The organism is Methanofervidicoccus abyssi (assembly GCF_004310395.1).
In the GTDB taxonomy this organism is placed as follows: domain Archaea; phylum AGJL01; class Methanococci; order Methanococcales; family Methanococcaceae; genus Methanofervidicoccus; species Methanofervidicoccus abyssi.
Genome location: NZ_BFAX01000002.1, coordinates 150077 through 168091, shown reverse-complemented (window position 1 = coordinate 168091; position 18015 = coordinate 150077). Strand labels below are relative to the sequence as shown.

15 protein-coding genes are annotated in these 18015 nt (G+C 35.7%); 5 read left to right on the top strand and 10 right to left on the bottom strand.

Annotation, left to right across the window (positions count from 1 at the left end):
• Positions 1-4 precede the first annotated feature (4 nt).
• On the top strand, positions 5-1201 hold the full coding sequence (coaBC, locus tag MHHB_RS02255) for a bifunctional phosphopantothenoylcysteine decarboxylase/phosphopantothenate--cysteine ligase CoaBC (protein ID WP_131006996.1): 1197 nt from the start codon (positions 5-7) through the stop codon (positions 1199-1201).
• Entirely contained in the window at positions 1202-2317 is a 1116-nt protein-coding gene (locus MHHB_RS02250) for an archaeosine biosynthesis radical SAM protein RaSEA (RefSeq protein WP_131006995.1), read from the top strand.
• A 539-nt stretch (positions 2318-2856) separates the two neighbouring features.
• On the opposite strand, the gene MHHB_RS02245 is transcribed toward MHHB_RS02250, so the two are convergent.
• The 6 genes from MHHB_RS02245 to MHHB_RS02220 form a co-directional block, all read right to left on the bottom strand.
• Positions 2857-3393 carry an SIS domain-containing protein gene (locus tag MHHB_RS02245; RefSeq protein WP_229701901.1) on the bottom strand — a complete coding sequence of 179 codons (537 nt, stop codon included), beginning with the start codon at positions 3391-3393 and terminating at the stop codon, positions 2857-2859.
• An 8-nt stretch (positions 3394-3401) separates the two neighbouring features.
• Positions 3402-4172 carry a coenzyme F420-0:L-glutamate ligase gene (locus MHHB_RS02240; RefSeq protein WP_131006993.1) on the bottom strand — a complete coding sequence of 257 codons (771 nt, stop codon included), beginning with the start codon at positions 4170-4172 and terminating at the stop codon, positions 3402-3404.
• A 57-nt stretch (positions 4173-4229) separates the two neighbouring features.
• Entirely contained in the window at positions 4230-5306 is a 1077-nt protein-coding gene (locus MHHB_RS02235; protein WP_131006992.1) for a hypothetical protein, read from the bottom strand.
• Between the two features lie 282 nt (positions 5307-5588).
• Positions 5589-6134, bottom strand: coding sequence for an archaeoflavoprotein AfpA (gene afpA / locus MHHB_RS02230; protein ID WP_131006991.1), 546 nt, complete (start codon positions 6132-6134; stop codon positions 5589-5591).
• 24 nt (positions 6135-6158) lie between these two features.
• Positions 6159-8072 carry an aldehyde ferredoxin oxidoreductase N-terminal domain-containing protein gene (locus MHHB_RS02225; protein ID WP_131006990.1) on the bottom strand — a complete coding sequence of 638 codons (1914 nt, stop codon included), beginning with the start codon at positions 8070-8072 and terminating at the stop codon, positions 6159-6161.
• A gap of 209 nt (positions 8073-8281) precedes the next feature.
• Entirely contained in the window at positions 8282-9400 is a 1119-nt protein-coding gene (locus tag MHHB_RS02220) for a hypothetical protein (RefSeq protein WP_131006989.1), read from the bottom strand.
• Positions 9401-9694: 294 nt separating this feature from the next.
• On the opposite strand from MHHB_RS02220, the gene hacB reads away from it, so the two are divergent.
• The 3 genes from hacB to MHHB_RS02210 all read left to right on the top strand — a co-directional run bounded on the left by hacB (position 9695) and on the right by MHHB_RS02210 (position 13936).
• Entirely contained in the window at positions 9695-10183 is a 489-nt protein-coding gene (hacB, locus tag MHHB_RS06480; protein ID WP_192893800.1) for a homoaconitase small subunit, read from the top strand.
• Positions 10184-11959, top strand: coding sequence for a ribosome biogenesis/translation initiation ATPase RLI (locus MHHB_RS02215; RefSeq protein WP_192893799.1), 1776 nt, complete (start codon positions 10184-10186; stop codon positions 11957-11959). It abuts the gene before it with no gap.
• Between the two features lie 288 nt (positions 11960-12247).
• Entirely contained in the window at positions 12248-13936 is a 1689-nt protein-coding gene (locus tag MHHB_RS02210) for an S-layer protein (protein ID WP_131006988.1), read from the top strand.
• 26 nt (positions 13937-13962) lie between these two features.
• Here the strand turns inward: MHHB_RS02210 and MHHB_RS02205 are convergent, their stop codons facing one another.
• The 4 genes from MHHB_RS02205 to mmp3 form a co-directional block, all read right to left on the bottom strand.
• Entirely contained in the window at positions 13963-14268 is a 306-nt protein-coding gene (locus tag MHHB_RS02205) for a chorismate mutase (RefSeq protein ID WP_131006987.1), read from the bottom strand.
• A 183-nt stretch (positions 14269-14451) separates the two neighbouring features.
• Positions 14452-15009 (bottom strand): hypothetical protein, encoded by a 558-nt coding sequence (locus tag MHHB_RS02200; RefSeq protein WP_131006986.1) that lies wholly within the window; start codon positions 15007-15009, stop codon positions 14452-14454.
• A complete protein-coding gene (locus MHHB_RS02195; RefSeq protein WP_131006985.1) occupies positions 15006-16199 on the bottom strand; it encodes a homocitrate synthase family protein in 1194 nt (397 codons plus the stop codon). The genes MHHB_RS02200 and MHHB_RS02195 overlap by 4 nt, the downstream gene beginning before the upstream one ends.
• Positions 16200-16427: 228 nt before the next feature.
• Positions 16428-17945, bottom strand: coding sequence for a methyl-coenzyme M reductase-associated protein Mmp3 (gene mmp3, locus MHHB_RS02190; RefSeq protein WP_131006984.1), 1518 nt, complete (start codon positions 17943-17945; stop codon positions 16428-16430).
• Positions 17946-18015 lie beyond the last annotated feature (70 nt).

The following is an 18015-nucleotide window of genomic DNA, read 5'->3' as shown; positions in this document are numbered from 1 at the left end:
TACTATGGATCCCACAGAGGGTCTTAGATGTTCAAAATCCAGGATATTGGAGGGAAAGAAGATACTTGTTGGTGTAACGTCTTCCATAGGAGCCATAGAGACACCTAAATTGATAAGAGAGTTTATAAGACATGGTGCAGAAGTTTATACAGTTGCCACTGAGGAGTCTAAGAAGATAGTAGGGGAGTATGCATTGGAATTTGCCTCTGGAAAGAAGGTATGTTACAACATTACAGGGCTTGTGGAGCATGTAACCTTCTACAACCTCTGTGATGCCATGGTGATATATCCCACCACTGCAAACACTCTAAGTAAGATATCTCTCAGTATTGGAGACAATATAGTAAATACAACTGCAATGATGTTTATAGAGAATAAACCTCTCTTTATAGTTCCAGGGATGCATAGGAATATGCTCCAGAATGTAAGAGAGCATATGGAGAAGTTGAAGAGAAAGAAACTGGTTTATATAATACCTCCAAAGATGGAGGAAGGAAAAGCCAAGGTGCCACCTGTAGAGGATGTTGTCTTGAAAGTTATGGAGATATTAAAAGAAGAGTTCAGGAGAAGAAAGGGAGGTAAGAGGATTTTAATACTCACTGGAGGTACTGCCGAGTTTATAGATAAGGTTAGGGTTATCACCAACCTATCTTCTGGAAAAACTGGCTACTACCTTGCAGAAACTGCTTGTAGGGAAGGACACCATGTAGAAGTGATATATGCCCTTGGAATGGAACCTCCTTACTACGTTAAATCCTATAAGGGAATAACTTCGAGGGAGATGTTGGATAAAGCCTTGGAAGTAGGAAGGGATGCTGATATTATTATCTCCTGTGCAGCTATATCTGACTTTATCCCAGAGGTGTCCTTCGATGGGAAGATTAGATCAGATAGAGATATTACCATTAAATTGAAGAAGAATGTAAAGGTAATTAGGGAACTTAGGAAGGCATTCCCTGAAAAAACCATAGTTGGATTTAAGGCTGAATACGGTGTAAGTAGAGAGGAACTTGTTGATATAGGTAAAGAGAAATTAAAAGAGTATGACTTAGATTACATAGTAGTGAACGATCTTGCGAGGCATTACTTCGGTGACGACTACAACGAGGTAGTACTGATAGGTAAAGAAGGTGTATTGAAGGAGTTTAAAGGTAAGAAATATGAGATTATGGAGAAAATTATTAAAGAAGTGGTGAAATAGATGATGGAGTTTTTAAAGGAGTTGAGAAGGAGATACCTTAAAAAGAGAAAGGATAGGGATCCAAATTTTCCTGTAACTACCTGGATGGGGGATGATATTCTATCTAATGGAAAGATTGGAAAGTGTATAACGGTAATACTTAATACACCTGGATGTAGATGGGCCTATGAGTATGGGGGCTGTACTATGTGTGGTTATCTTATGGATGGTTCTCCTGGAGAGATAACTGCTGAGAATATAATAAATCAGTTCAACTACGCCATAGAAAAGTATTATAAGGAGATAGAAAATGATCCCAAGAATATCTGTATAAAGATATTTACATCTGGGAGTTTCCTGAATGAGAGAGAGGTGCCAAAAGAGGCGAGAAGATATATATTAAGTAAGATAGGGGAGTTAGATATTAAAGAGGTTGTAATAGAATCCAGGATAGAGTACATAAGAGAGGATACATTAGAGGAGGTTAAGGAGTGCTTAGGTAGTGTAAATATGGAGATTGGAGTAGGGGTTGAGACATTTAACGAGGAGATAAGGAAGCACTCTATAAACAAGGGTGTATGTAACAGAGATATCTTAGATACTTTAGAGTTGGCTAAGGAGTATTCTATAGATTTAAAGGCTTATTTACTGATAAAACCACTCTTTATAACTGAGAGGGATGCAATAGAAGATGGAATATACTCAGGTAATAAATGCTTAGAGTTAGGGTTTAGTAGGATATCTTACTGTCCAGCAACTGTTCATAAAGGTACTTTGATGGAGATTCTCTGGAAGAAAGGACAGTACAGACCTCCTTTTTTATGGAGTGTCCTAGAGATAATATACGAGGTTAAGAGGAAAAATCCAGATACTATAGTGATCTGCGATACTTCGGGAATACCTTCCAATAGAGGAGCCCATAATCTGTTAAAGTGTAAATGTAACGAATATATTAAAAGAATACTCGAGAACTTTACATTGAGGCAGGATCTCTCAGATATAAAAAGGGTTTTAGAGATGGACTGCTGCAAAGATCACTGGGAGAGGTTTTTAGAGTTTGAAGAGAGGAATATAGTACCTTTGGGAGATATTAACATAAAATACAGTAATAAAAATAAACAGAAATTTTTAAATTAATAACAACTTCAAGAATCTCAATAAAAAAGAATAATAAAATAAAAAAATAAAAATCTCTTAAAAAAGAAGGTTTAATATAAAATCCTGTATTACTTCCCCAGTACACAATATAATCCAGGGATAAAAACTTATTTTACTTTTTCATCTGTTCTCATTCTTTATTATTATTTTCTGGTTTTGAGAGAAATTTGTTTTTTCCATCTGTATTTAATTCTTTATTATAAAGTTTAACAGTTTTTTAAGATTATATTATTATTAATCCTAGTATTTTATTTAGAACACTGGATTTGTTGTTAAGTTTTAGTTATTACCCCTGAATATTGGAAGAAGAGTAAGGTTTATAACAGGGATATTGAGTATTATTACCTTTTAACAATACTGTTGGTATTCTTTTAGTATCTACACTTTTGTCATTTTAATTAATAACTATAAATCCATAGACTAAAAAAGGAGATAATAAATGATGATTTATTTTATAATTTTGTTCAGGGTTATATTTAAGATAAAACATTTTATCTTTTTTACAACATTATCTTTTTTTACAACAAATTACAATGTCTTCTCTTCATGTTCTCTTCGGATATATTTAACTTCCTCTTCAAGAGGTATATTATTCCATCTAACAGTATAAAGGCAAGTTCCTCAAAGAGGGTGCCCATTGGGAAGTACTCTCTATTAAATTCCCCAATATTCACATCTATATGGATATCTGACATCTTTCCTATTTCTCCTTCATACCCAATAGAAACAATCTTAACATTTACACCTTCTTTTCTTACTTTCTTAACCATATTAACTACTGAATAAGTCCTCCCACTACCTGATATTACCACAAGAATATCTCCATCTCCGATAGAAGGACAGTTAGGTTCCCCAACGAAGTAGGCGTTAAATCCTAAGTGCATTAACCTCATAGTGAAGGCCTGGGCTACGTATCCACTTCTACCAACTCCATAGGTAAATATCTTAGAGTTGGAGAAGGCAATTTCATCTACCAGTTGTTTTACACTATTCCAGTTGATATTTTTCAACTTCTTTAAATGTAATATTACTTCCTCTATATAATCCCCAAGCAAGATATCACCTAATTCCTGAAGACATCCTCTTCCTTACGCCTTATTAGATCCTTTCCCATTCCATCTGTAAATGGTACTGGGGCGTTTCTTATTATCACCACAGGTATTCCTTCATTAGACTCTCCCATAAGTATCGAGGCTGCAGATGCCAACTCATCCCCTATGGCAACCTCTGTACTCTTTAAAGTTTTGTTGAATAGATCCCTCTCCCCCCTTCTATCCCAGAGTGCGCAGACACCACTAACTCCTATGGCTACACCACAGGAACCTCTCCTGAAGGGCCTCCCCATACTGTCACTTATTATAACCCCTATCTTTTTCCCAGTCTTTCTCTCTATCATCTTCCTAAGTAACGAGGCACTTCTATCTGGATCCTCTGGAAGGGGTTTTATTGCATCTTTAACGTTACTTTCATCTACTCCACTGTTAGCACATACAAATCCATGTTTAGTTTCTGTAATGATGAACCCATTTCCTATCTTTACTATCTCCTTAGATTGATCTAATATCACCTGAACAACTTCTGGGGACTTCCCCAACTTCTCTGCCAACTTGTAGGCTAAAGGCGTTGGTTTAACATCTTCCTTTTTTATAACGTTTCTCTCAAGTTTTGATATAAGAGTTTCTGCTACCACTACAATATCACCATCCTTCAGGGGGTAGGATGATATAAGATCTGCAAGGTACTCTATCCCCAGGTTGTCATCTTCAGATATCACAGGTATTTCAAGGCCTATAAGTTCCATCCTTCTCTTCTCTTTTATATACTTCTCAACCATAATAGGATCCCAATATTACCTATATATGTTTCTTAATAAAAATAGGAGAGAATGTTATTACTCGATTACTTTTATATACTCGTTAAATGCTTCCCTGGAAGTACCCACTACCACTCTCATATATTCTTCCTTACTGGTTACCACCTTCTCTAACTTTCCTTTAGCAACTATCCTCTCCCCTTTGAATGCCTGACCTGCGTAGGTATGTGTATAAGATACAACTTCTCTAATAGTGGATGCCAGATGTTCACCTCCACCTTTCAATATTTTAACATCTTTCACCTTGTAGATTCCAGGACTGTCAAATATGTAGTCGTCGTTAACTACAAGAGCTTCTATTTCAACAGATCCCAGGTTTCTGTAGATAGCATCCCAGTTACTCTCTATCTCATCCCAGTCTCTAGTTGCAAGTATATCAAAGGTTGTACCTCCAATTACTCCTCTGTTGTACTTTCTTATCTCATGTCGCAAAAACTCCTCGTAGGTGATCGTGTTATCCTTTATTCTCTTTTTATACACCTTCCTCCAATGTTTTTCTGAAAGAGGTTTTACAATCTCCCTGTATCTACTGTACTTCTCATCTTCAAAGATAGATCTTAGTATCTCCCTTGCTCTCCTATGGTTCCTCATACCGTATATTACAAAGTCTATATCTGAGTTTTCACAGTTTAACCTTAGCAAAGTAGATCCAGATACTCCCATATATTTATAACTTAAACCACACTGATAGAATATATTGGCAAGGGTTTTACATTTTTCTTCAAGGGGGCTTTGAGAGTTGTTGAGTATCTCCTCCAATCTCTCTTGGGGTTTTAATATCCTTATTATCTTATCTTTACTAACTGCATGTAGTAGGACATCCCTTCTATCGTCGTAGTAGAGGTATTCTGGATATATATCTCTCAGTATGTCATAAGTTTTTCTAGTATCTGATATTTTAATATATTTTTTCCCATCTAACTCCCTTATATCTTCTCTATTTAAATTATATTTATCTATAATTTCCTTACCTACTAAATCTATGTTTAAATATCTCAGAAAGGCAAAAACCATATCCTTAGGATGGTCGTAGGTATTTACTGCGAAGAATCCAATTTCAGTTTCTACAAAATCTCGTAATCTAACCTTTACCATGGTTTCACAGTTATCGTGTAATGTTGTTATTTAGAACATTATCCCAATTTTTATTTATTTTATTTTTATTTATTTTTCATATCTATTTTTTAACTTTAACTTAAGTTATGGTATATCTAAATTATTGTTGATTATCTGAAAAAGTAGATTAAAAGTAAAAAACCAGTGAAAAACAGTTCTTAATTAAAATGGAGATTAAAAGAATAATGAAAACAATAATAATTATATTAAATAATTATATTAAAAAAATAAATTTTAATTTATAATCATTTTTTCAACACACTACTGTTTAAAATTTAAAATGGCCTTCTTAATATCTTCTACAGTGTCAAGGACTGTAATACCTTCCATTTTTCTTAATCTATCAACATTCTCTACATCTTCTTTCCTTATATATAACTTCAAGGTTTTTCCTCCAGGAATAATGGTTTCCAACTCTCCTACTTTATTATCTGGCGGATATATATAAACTGGTACTCTTGCTTTAATTGCCTGAGAAACTGAGTTTGTAATAAGCGTATCTGCTATACAGTGGACAATCTTTGCCACAGTGTTTGCAGTTGCCGGTGCCACTATAAATATATCGTATTTTCCAGTTTGTAGTTTTCCAGCCAAGAATGGAGCATTAGCATCCATCTCTACTCTTATATCCTGAAATTCTGTTATCAACTTATCCCATAGTTTATACCATTTCAATACCGTTTTTGCACTTTTAGAAGCGTAAACATCTATATCTACCTTAAACTCATTTTTCAAGGTTATCATTGTATCTATTACCTTATCTATCTTATCTCCACAACCTGTAATGCCCCATGCGATCTTTATCATAATTATCACTTTATGTAGTAATTCTTATCTATTTTCCAACCTCCAATCTATTCCAAGTAATCTACAGTACTCGTCAAGTACCTTCCTTATGTACTCTTTCAGTTTATATTCTCCCTCAACCTCAAAGTAAGAGGCCCATTTCTCGTTTCCAAACTCTTCAGCTCCACTTACTATTAGATCTTTAATCCTCTGGCTCTCAATATATGGTGGATAACCTCCTAACTTTTTATTGTATATCCATATGTCCTTTATTAATTTATAGGAGACTCTTTTTATATCCTCCCCTGTAGCCTCCCTTACTAAGGTGTCCAAGAGTGGAGCACACCATCTTCTATGGAATCTACATATTCCCAAGTTATCTAAGGTAATTTCTTCTATAACCCTCTCCACACTCAACCTAGCCAGTTCCTCAGGTTCTACAAATACACCAGATTTGTAGTAGGTAAGGTATCTTCCCTGTATGAGGTAAGGCATGAAGTTTCCAATTGCCCAGTACATAGTTGGAGTTATCCCCCCTTCATCTCCAAAGGGTACATATACTCCATAGTCGTTGAATCTCTTAAAGGTCTTATTATTTTCTAATCTTCCATTAAACATCTCGTTAAGTATTTTAGAAGCTTTCCTTATACCTAACGCCAGTATTTTTCCCATCTCATTTTTATTGAAAGCTACAATCTCTGCAAGTTTAACTGCCAACTCTCCGTTATACTGGGAGTTTTTTAGTATATCTTCCTCACTTCTATACTGAGATATATCAAATACAGGTTTATCTATACCTACTTCTTCAGGTTTCAGTAATCCTACATGGAGAAGTTCAAAAACCCAGGCTATTAAATTTCCACACTCTATGGCGTCAAAACCTAAGGAGTCTATAGTATGCACTACCTTATCAGTGACATAGATATCAAAGATCCCTAAGAGAGGCCCACCTGCTTCATAAGGTTCGTAATCTACTTTTAAACCTTTTCTGTACTTCTTACATTGGACAGGACAAGGTTCTCCACAGGTTGTCCAATTTCTCGGTTCAATCGCCTCTCTGTTAAACTTCTCTACGAAGTATTTCAATATCTTTTTGTGAAACTCCATTCTAATATGTTTTGGTATATAGGGCATCCTCCAGTTGAAGATAGGTGTAGTATCTAAGAGATAGAGGTAGTTATTTCCAAAGGTTCCTCCAGTGTTCGTCTCCTCGTTATACCTGTATTTCTTGGTATTTTCTAAGACAACCTTCATATAGGGTTTGTTGTAGTACTCCTCAACTATCTTTCTAAGTTTTCTCCCCAACTCCCTCTCTTTTTTTAACTCCTCTTTTATGCTGTCCTTATCTCCATAATACACAATACCCAAGATATTATGGGCTCTGAAGAGAACAGAACCAGGTCCTCCCCTTCCAGCCCAGTCTTCTGAACCTTCAAGGAGTTTCCCATCTTTTACGGTCTGGGAAAATATTGCACCCATATTGGTGTTTATTCCTGCAGGTCCAACTATGAGAGCCCTGTAGTTCTTCTCGCTGAATCTCTCCAATATATATTCGTTTAAATGGTAGATGTTAGTATATTCCTCCAAGTAAGATTCCATATCTATAAAATCGATCTTCACACTTTCTCCATCTCCCTCTATGACAAGGAGACTAGGTTTATCACACCTACCAATAATAGCAACGTTCTTCAACCCTGTGAATTTAAGTGTATATCCTGCCCCACCCATTGCTGAAAAGTGGAAGCCATCCCATAGAGGAGATCTGAAGGTAAATATTAATCTATTTCCACCTATTATAGGTAAAGCACCTCTTCCAAAGGTTAATATATTCTTCTCATGGTAGGGAGGATACTTCCAGGTTTCGTATTTATGGTGGATGTAGATCCCCCAACTCAGTGGAAAGAAGTCTCCCTTTACAGTATCATACTTTTTATTTTTGACATCTATTATAATGTTCATAGTTTCATCTCAGGTTTTTGTAGTGCTTATATAAACTCCAATTAATTAATATAATTTTTATCTTATTAAAACTTTAATTCTATAAAAGTGATTAAAGATAAAATAATAAAAAAATAAAATAATATAAAAATAGAGGATTTCTTCCCTTCAATATTTAGGGATGATATAATCTGTTTATAATTTTTCATAAATTTTTATTATTAATTTTTTTAACTATTATCTTGATGGAAACTACGATTGTAATCGATCCTTTTCTGTCTTTTGTTATCTCTTAGGTGTCTGGTAATGTTGTAACAGAGGTAATCTAAGGGATGTATTACAACAGGTTTTCCATTTTTCCTCATACTACAGATATCATCTGGGCTACAGTAGTAACTAAGCCCTTTGCCTCCATCTTCTCTCCAATTCTTACAATATTCACAGTGGGTGAGGTGATCTGCAACCTTGTAGCCTATGTTGTGACTTATGTAGTATCTGGTTTTTTCGGGGTTGAAGTCTTCTACGTTGCTGAATATCCTTAACATCTCTTCTATAAAGTTCTCTACAGCTTCTTCACTCTTTGCAATATCTACAGCACCGATATTTATCAACTCTCCATTTCTGTTGAGAGGTCTAAGGTTTGGATTGAATTTTGCACAGAACCAGTAAACTACAAAACTCCTTCTTGCATAGTGAGAAGGAGAACCTCCACTGAGGATATCTTCCAGTATTCTCCTTATACAGGGAGGATGCCATTCTAAAGGTATTTCACCTTTGTATTCTACAGTTCTCATGCCCCCTATATCTCTGAACTTAACCATTTCCCCAATAAATCTTACTATTTCCTCGATATTCTTGTTTTCTAGAATATCTATATCTTTTTTTGCTCTTATCTTCTCTACCATCTCCCTTAGTTTTACCCTTATTATTTCTATACTGTAGGTTTTCTTTACAGGGTAAATATTAACTAATCCCTTTTCTAAATCTAATCTTTCGAGTTTTAAATCATTGTTCCTGGAGAGAGCACTCACCTTTATAAACTCCCAGACAGGTATCTTATTGGGAAGTTTGTCCAGGACCTCTTTAAAGTATCTCTCTCCGTAGTTTTTAATGTATAGATTATAGTACCTTGTATTAGCTACTATTATAAAGGTGAGATATTTAATAAGTACGTCTTTCTTTTCTCTTTCTTCTTTATTTCTGAAGATAGTGTTTAGTAGTTCTTGATATGATTTATCTCCCTGGAAGATATACTTTAAGAAGTATTTTATCAGTTTTAGATTAACCCTGTCTTCGATCTCCTGAAAAAAATCGCAATCCTTTACTTTGTCTAAATTATCCCAGAACATACCTATCACGTATTAAAGTAGCAATTAAAAAATTGAGATTATGGTTATAATAAAAAATAACACTACTATTTATATTAAGAAATACAAACCATTAAGAATCATTATAATAATAAGATATAATAAAGCGAACCTCACCGTTATTATCTTCCAGTACCTGGGAGTAGATATCTCTTTTTATAATATTACCATAATTTTTATTATTATAATTTATTTTTTATTAAATGATTTATTTAAAATGTTGGATGCTTGTAGTATATAATTGAGATATTACAAAAAATACTCCAGAGGAATAAGATGATAATAAGAGGTAGAGTGCATCTATTTGGTGACGATATAGATACTGATAGGATAATCCCTGGTCCTTATCTTAGAACTACAAATCCCTACGAACTTGCTTCCTACTGTATGTACGGTATTGATAAGGATTTTTCAAAGAAAGTTAAAGAAGGGGATATAATAGTTGCTGGAGAGAATTTTGGATGTGGAAGTAGTAGGGAGCAGGCTCCTATCTCTATAAAATACTGTGGTATTAAGGCTGTAGTTGCAGAGAGTTTTGCAAGGATATTTTACAGGAACGCTGTAAATATTGGACTTATTCCTGTTGTATGTAGGGGTATAAAGGAGGTTGTTAAGGATGGGGATATTTTAGAGATAAATTTGGATAGGAAGATGATAAAGGTGAATAATAAGGAGTTGCCCTGTGAGGTCCCTACAGGCATAGCCTGGGAGATCCTAAAGACTGGAGGGCTGGTGAAATATGCAAAGTTGAGGAGAGGTGATTAGATGGGAAGTAGGTTGGCTATAGTGGATTACGACAGGTGTCAACCTAAGAAGTGTTCCTTGGAGTGTATAAAGTACTGTCCTGGGGTTAGGATGGGGGAGGAGACTGTTATTATAGATGAGAATACTGGAAAGCCTGTTATCTCAGAGGAACTTTGCAGTGGTTGTGGAATATGTGTAAAGAGGTGTCCCTTTGGGGCTATTGCAATTATAGGACTTCCAGAGGAACTTACAGAGGATAAAATCGTGCATTCCTACGGTAAAAACAGGTTTAGGCTCTACGGTTTAGTGGTACCTAGAGATGGAGTTGTTGGTATCCTCGGGCCAAATGGAGTAGGTAAATCTACAATACTCTCTATTCTAAGTGGTAATCTTATACCTAACTTGAACAACTTGGAGGAGGAACCTTCCTACGATAAGGTGATAAAGTATTTTTCTGGTACTGAACTTCAGAAATACTTTAAGGATCTCAAAGATGGTAAAATAAAACCTGTCTATAAACCTCAATACGTGGATATGCTACCAAAGGTTGTAAAGGGCACCGTAGGGGAACTTTTGAAGAAGGTTGATGAGAAGGGGATGTTTGAGGAAGTGGTTGAGGTCTTGGAGTTGAAGAATGTTTTAAACAGATCTCTGGATAAATTAAGTGGTGGGGAACTTCAGAGGGTTGCAATTGCAGGGGCGTGTCTAAGGGATGGTACCATATACTACTTCGATGAACCTACATCCTGGCTGGATATACGACAAAGGTTCAACTGTGCGAGATTGATAAGGAGGTTATCTGAGAAGAAGAAGGTAGTGGTAGTTGAACATGATCTGATAGTTTTGGATTACTTATCTGATCTCGTGCATATAGTGTATGGAGTCCCATCTGCCTACGGGGTAGTTTCCCATCCTAAGAGCACAAGAGTAGGTATAAACGCCTATCTAGAGGGTTATCTCAAGGATGAGAATATAAGGTTTAGAAAGGAGCCTGTGTTATTTGAGAGGAGGCCACCTATGGATTACAGGGAGAGGCCACTACTTTTGGAATACAGTGATATAGTAAAAACCTTGGGGGATTTTAATTTGAGAGTTGAGGGGGGTAGTATATACAGGGGAGAGGTTATAGGGATTCTTGGGCCAAATGGTATAGGTAAAACTACCTTTGTGAAGATACTTGCAGGAGAGATTAAATGTGATGAGGGACAGGTATCTATGGGAGATCTGAGGATCTCTTATAAACCCCAGTATATATCGATAGAGTACGATGGAACTGTTGAGGAGTATTTACGGAGTATTGGAAATATAGACTCTTCATTTTATAAATCTGAGATCATAAAGCCCTTGGGTATAGACAGGATTATGGATTTCTACATTGAAGATCTCTCTGGTGGGGAACTTCAGAGGGTTGCAATAGCATCTGCCCTTATGAGAGATGCGGATATATATTTAATTGATGAGCCTTCTGCCTTTTTAGATGTAGAGCAGAGGTTGGCGGTATCTAAGATTATAAGGAGGATAGGAGAGGAGAAAGAAGCAGGGGTTTTCGTTGTGGATCATGATATACTTTTCCAGGATTACATATCAGATAGGTTTATGGTGTTCAGTGGAGAGGCTGGAGTATATGGTAGAGGTAGTGCTCCACTGGATAAGAGGACAGGGGCTAATATGTTCCTTAAAGAGATGGGAATTACATTTAGGAGGGATCCTGACACTGGAAGGCCAAGGGTGAATAAGGAAGGTAGTCAGATGGACAGGTATCAGAAGGAGATAGGAGAGTACTACTACATCGATTGAATTTAATATTAGGATATATGGAAACATTTTATTATAGGATTAAAAAAGTTGTAAATATTTGCAACTGGATATTTTCTTAAAATATTTGTTGTGATGTATTATTTTTTGGAATTATATTATTATATCTTTTATTTTTCGATGAAATTGTTTTTACAAATATTTCGAGTGGTAAAGTATATATATAAGAAATGCTACAGTAATGATCGTCAAAGGACACAACCTACAAAAAATAAACCAAATAAAAAAATAATATAATTAATAATAATATAATATAGAGGTGGTTGAAGTATGGCTATGAGTTTAAAAAAGATAACTGCTATTGCAGTAGGAGGTGCCATGGTAGCAAGTGCCTTGGCAAGTGGAGTAGCAGCAAATGTTGTAACCGTAGGAGATATTAAAGAGTTCATGAAGAACGTAGTTAAAGATGGAGAACCAAATGTAGATATAGTTGTAGGTTCCAAAGCTGCTGCAATGGATGTGGTATCAGCAGCAGATATAGCTGCTAAAATAGGTTCAATGTGCTACAAGGATGTATCTATTGAGGATGGATCAGCAGATTTATGCTTAGATACAAGTGCAGATACTACACTATCAGACGATCTAAATGATGTATATAAAAATGACAATGGTAATTATTTTTTAATATTCACAACACCTAAAAGAAGTTATACAGATAATTTAGGGGATGCAGATATTCTTGATAATCTTGTAGATGATAAGGCAAATGTTACTACCGGAAGTAAAGTACAGAAACTCCCAAGACTAAGCACCTTAATAAGAGACACTGACGCAGATCCAGATGACGTCAGTAGTGACCATAGTGCAGATGCCATGGAGTTCTTATTAGCGTCAGTCAAAAGGGTAGATAAGGATAACTACGAGATCGATAAAGGAGATTTAGTATATGGTGCATTGATGTTTAAAGATGGAAAATATACTGTAGATGAATTACAACCACTTTACATAGGTATGGAAATACCTCTCTTAGGTGAAAATTACAGAATAGTAGACGTCGACGACAACGATAAAAAAATATACTTAGGTAAGGAAGCCTATTCAGGAAATATGGAGGAAGGAGAGACCTATGATTTAGGCAATGGATACCAAGTAAAAATTGAGAGTGTATTACAGACAGTTAATAATAATGAGGTAAAAGTTAATGTTGAGATTATAAAGGATGGTAAAGTAGTAGCAACCAAGGATGACAGCATCCCATTTGTATTAAGATACAAAGATATAGGTGTAATTGTATACAATGCATACAAAAATATAGCGGAAACCGAGGGATACGCATCCGTAATAATTACAAAGGATGTAAAAGAGTATGAATTAGGAAAAGAATTTGTAAATGACTGGAAACTTTATGCAATAACAAGGGAGGGTAATAGTACGGTGGGTTATAGTCTTAAACTTGTTGATAATGATTTTTCCAAAGAATCAGATCCATTAGCTAAAACGAAATACTTAGAAGTAGGTGGCAATAAAGTCTACGGTCTTGCATTGAAATACGACGGAGATAAATACGATAACTTAGATAGTGGAAGTACAGTAGACTTTGCAAACGACTATGCCACACTGGAATTCACCGATGATGATGAATCAGGTAAACTGTTTGCAAGGTACAAGATGGATATATCTAAGGAAGTATCCTTAAATATAGGTGAAAAAACTGAGGTATTAGGTACAACCCTAGAGTTAAAGGACATTAAAGCAGAAGGTCAGAGAGTAGTACCAGTAAAAACACCAGTAGCAAAATTAGACACTGAAGCATCCTTAGACACTGACAAGTACCTTATACTCGTAGGAGGTCCAGTTGCAAACAAACTAAGTGAAGAATTACAGAAGGAAGGTAAGATAGATATAACCAATGATAGTCCAGCAACACTACAGGTAGTAGACAACAGGATACTAGTAGTAGCAGGAGGAGACAGAGAGAAAACAAGAGAAGCTGCACTGTACCTCATAGAGAACTACTAAAATCCTTTAAAATTTTTTTTATTTTTTTATAATTTTTTACTGTTTTTACTGTTAATTTCTTCTCTTTGAACTATCTTACTGTATTCCATAAGTATGCCCATCACATTCCACACTATCTCAAAGTCTAAATTGTACTTCTTACACAGTTTATATATCCTCTCTTTAATCTCCATCTCTCTCTTTTCATCGTTTATAGGATAGTTTAACTCCATTTTTAAATGGGCAATTTCTCTTGCGTACTCAGTCCTCTTAGATATCAGATATACAAGTTTCTCGTCTATCTCATCTATCTCCTTCCTTATATTTCTAAGTCTCTCTTTAAGATTCTTCATTTTTTCCCCTTTTATAGCTCTCTTAGGATGATGATGAGAAGAGGGTTATCTGAAAATATGATGATACTTACCCGATCTGAATCCTAAAAATTATTACTATAATATAATTCAAAAACTATATATATTAAAATTAAAAAGTAGGGTTTATTGAATACTAGAAGAATTAAAGGGTTCTAACTTCATTTAACTTTTTTCTGCAACACCTTTATATATCGCCAGTACAAACCTGGACACAGCCTTATCTAACTCCTTCAATGAATTACCCTCTATTATGTATGTTCTATTATCTACTTTCTCTATTGTTGCACTTCTGTTTCCTCTGATTACTTTCAGTATTAAAGTGATATTACTATTTATAACCTTCTCTTTTTCACTCTCGTTTTTAAATACGCTATCATCTACAATAACGTGCCTATACAGTGGATTTAAAAAGCCCAACTTCAGAGATAGGTCTATTACAGATAGTTTTCCCTCCTCGAGGGGAAGGGACTTGTTGTACTCTATGTAAATTATTTTATGACTTAAATAACTCTTCACAATATCACTATCGTTGGTGTTTATCAACTCTGTAGATAGGGCTTCCCTTACAGTTGTCCTTAAAACAAGTTGAATTGGTTGTCCTTCTATGGTTAAATTCACCACGTAAGTATTCTCAGGCCTGTGTTTCCAGGTACTGTCAATACACATACATAAACTTACCATTACTCCAAATATAAGAAACAAAATTATAAACTTTCTCATTTAGAACCCTCATTTTTTTTATTTTTTATTACATCTTCCACAATACTTCTAAACACTCTATCGTCTATCTCAGTGCCTTTTTCCCTTGTTTCTTTTATCCTCTTAACGATCTCCAAGAGATCATCATCTGATACCACCTCAATACCCATCTTCTTCAACTTGGCACGTACTCCCCTGCCTCCAGAGTGTTTTCCAAAGACTATCTCCCTCCTATGACCTATCTTCTCAGGGAGAAAAGGTTCATATGTAAAAGGATTTGCAAGCACTCCATCTACATGAATACCACTTTCATGGTAAAATACCCTATCCCCAACTATGGGCTTATTAACTGGTACAGGTATCTTAGAGTATTTCTCAACAAGTTCTGAAAGCTCCTTTAAAATAGAGATATTCAATCCCAGGTCAACATCGTAAAGTACCATTAAAGCCATAATAACTTCCTCCAGGGGGGCATTTCCAGCCCTCTCTCCAATACCATTTACTGTGGTGGAGATAGCCCTCGCCCCTCCCATAACTCCATATATAGAATTTATTACTGCAAAACCAAAGTCGTTATGACAGTGCACCCCAATATGAGCTTTCTTCAGATGTCTCCTTAACTCCGAACATATATAGTATATAGATTGAGGTGTACCTACTCCTGTGGTGTCTGCTATATGGACTCTATCTGCACCGTGCTCTTCCGCATTCCTGTGGATTCTCAAAAGATCCTCTAAAGGAGTCCTCGTAGCATCCTCTGCAGAAAATGCCACAAAGAGGCCATGATCTTTAGCGTATTCTATTGCATCCATTCCCATCTTTTCTACTTCCTCCAACGTCCTACAAAGTTTGTACTTCAGATGTAATGGAGATGTAGCAATAAATACTATAACACCATCTACATCACAGTAGAGTGCCCTATCTATGTCTTCCCTCAGAGCCCTTGAAAGGGCCAGTACATCGGCGTTAAGTCCTTCATTTGCTATCTCCTTTACAGTTTCCCTCTCCCTATCAGATACTGCAGGGAAACCAGCTTCTATCTGTTTAATTCCCAACTCATCCAACTTTCTTGCAATATTTAACTTCTCCTCCCTACTGAAACATACACCTGGCGTCTGTTCCCCATCCCTCAATGTAGTATCGTATATATATAACTCTTCAACGTCAATGTTTAACTTGGGATTGTAGGGGCACGTCTCTTTCCACTTCATAACCTCCACCTAAGTTTATTAGATAAGATTTCAACAATTTCAATTCTTACCACTAAATAGTGTTGTTAGATGCTGGCTAAAATAGATATACAAAGTTAATAAAAAATCTTTCTTAAAGAAGAAAGATGGCAGAAATACTATCCCATCTAAATGCTTAGGGTTTCGGAGGATACTGTAAGATTCACTTTTTATTTTTTATGATTTTAATTATTAAAATTATTATTATTTTTATGATTTAGATGCACCATTCCTAACCTCAAACAAATAGATTTCATCCCCCACCTTTACCTTTTTAAGTATCTCTATATTCTGGACTACCCTACCTACGATGTTACTACCTTCAAATGTTTCTCCTGTAGGGCCGTATTTATCATTTGGACTTAATCTAATACCAATATATCCCGTGTATCTCTTCACCATGTTAGTTACTCCTATATAACCTCTTTCTACTCTGTCTAATGGAGTATTCTCGGGTAGTAACTTACGGGCATACCTCTCGTTCCTCTCAAACATCACCATATCTCCTACCTTAAAATACACCTTTAACTTACCAATCCTCTTTGTGGTGAGTCCCGTGGTTTTTCTGAAGTACCAGGCAGTCCTTGGAGCCTCATTATCAAATATCTCAATATAGAGTAGTTTATCTGGAGATAACCCCTTAGTTACTACCTTCTTAGATCTAAGTACCTCTAAGGTAAATTCCGGTTTCTGCTCAACTATTATGGCATTATCTTCAGTATCTCCCTCCCTCTTATGCTCTATACCATATCTCCTAAATACCTCACCTGCCTCACTCTGGGTCTTCCCTACGACGTTTAACCTCTCAGGTTTCAACTTAACAGTTATAATACCTTCATCTGAAAAATCCACCAGCTCTATACCTCTTGTTATCCTACCTACTACGGTGTGGAATACTGATGACGTCCTCCCCTCCCTGTAAATATACACCTTGCCAACACCTTCCCCACTATTTCTAACTGTAATAGCACCTCTAAATCTATCCTCTGTACTCTCCCCTCCTATCTCAAGACTCTGTAACCTACAGTCTGCAATATAGGTATTTGTACTTTCTCCGATCTCGAAGTAACCATCTTCTACAAGTGCTAGGACATGCTCAACAGTCTCAGGAGGTCCATCTAACTGACCTTCACAGTAGGTCCATATCTTCCAGCCCTCCTCAAGTTCCATATCTAAATCCTTCGTTGTTAAATAATCTATCATCTCCTTTGATTCCCTTAGAGGTTCTATAGATAGTATCCTGTCTTCTGGAGTTAGTTGGGATAGAACCCTCTTACCACCTATAAGTATTCCTATCTTTGGATTCTCAATACCGTAAACCTCCGTAGTATCCCTTTTAATAAATACTAAATGTCCCTCACTCTTATCAAATCCAGATATACTCAATATTACATCCCACTTCTTAAATTTCTCAGCTTTGTTACTCATATCCAGATCTATGGTTATAGGCCCAAATGCAACATCGAATACGCCTCTCCATCTAACACCCTTATTGACAAATTTTTTATAGTTTTTATTCCAAAAATCTACAACCTTTGAGTCTTCAGTTATACCTACTATCATTACTCCCTTAGTTGTGACAATCCTGTATTTCTTAGATTTTATTAATTCTCTTTTTACTCCTTTTACTATCACTATATTACTGCCCTCTATATAGGGTTCTCCTTCAATTACATCTTTAAGGAATTTTCCCTCCTTTTCTTTGTTATTTACAAATACTTTTACCATGAGAATCCTCTCCTAATAATTTTATATAGTTGATATTTAGAATGATTATTGTAATAATTACTATAAAAAT